The organism is Rhodovulum viride, assembly GCF_003265965.1.
GTDB lineage: Bacteria > Pseudomonadota > Alphaproteobacteria > Rhodobacterales > Rhodobacteraceae > Rhodovulum > Rhodovulum kholense.
On record NZ_MUAV01000160.1, the window covers coordinates 1 to 582 of the forward strand.

Consider the following 582-nt stretch of genomic DNA (forward strand, 5'->3'; position numbering starts at 1 on the left):
CCCCGCGGGCTGGCTCGATCTGCTGAAGGACTATTGCGCGGCCGGGTTCGATCCGGCCGCCTTCTGGTCCCTGACCCCGGGGCTTTACCGCGCCCAGATGGCGGGCGCCACGGCGCGGGCGAAGGTCGGCCATCACCGCGACCGCTGGCTGGCCTGGCATGTCGCGGCCCTGACCCGGACGCCCGACTTCCCCCGGGCCGATGACTTCCTCCTGCCGCCCGACCCGAAGCGCGAGGCGGCGGCGATGATCCTGCGCGCGCGGGTCCTTCACGCGCGGTTCGAACAGCACAACCAGAGAAAGAGGTGATCCATGGCGCTGAAGGCGGTGATCGGCGCGCTGCGCGTCAATCTGGGGCTCGACTCGGCCGAGTTCCGCAACGGGCTCAAATCGGCCGACGACCGGTCGAAACGCTTTGCGCGCACCGTGACGGTCGGGCTGGCGGGCGCGGTCACCGCCGCGACCGGGGCGCTTGGCCTGATGACGAAACAGGCCATGGGCGCGGTCGATGCCCAGGCCAAGCTCGCGCAATCGCTGGGCACCACCGTCAAATCGGTGCAGGTGCTGAGCCGGGCGGGCGATCT

General features: G+C 71.0%; 2 protein-coding genes. Both read left to right on the forward strand.

The window, feature by feature from the left end; all coding sequences use genetic code 11:
• Positions 1 to 307, forward strand: a 307-nt coding sequence (locus BYZ73_RS23195) for a hypothetical protein (protein WP_181498171.1), incomplete at its 5' end; no start/stop codon positions are given.
• Positions 308 to 310: 3 nt separating this feature from the next.
• Positions 311 to 582, forward strand: a 272-nt coding sequence (locus BYZ73_RS21620) for a hypothetical protein (protein WP_220086890.1), incomplete at its 3' end; no start/stop codon positions are given.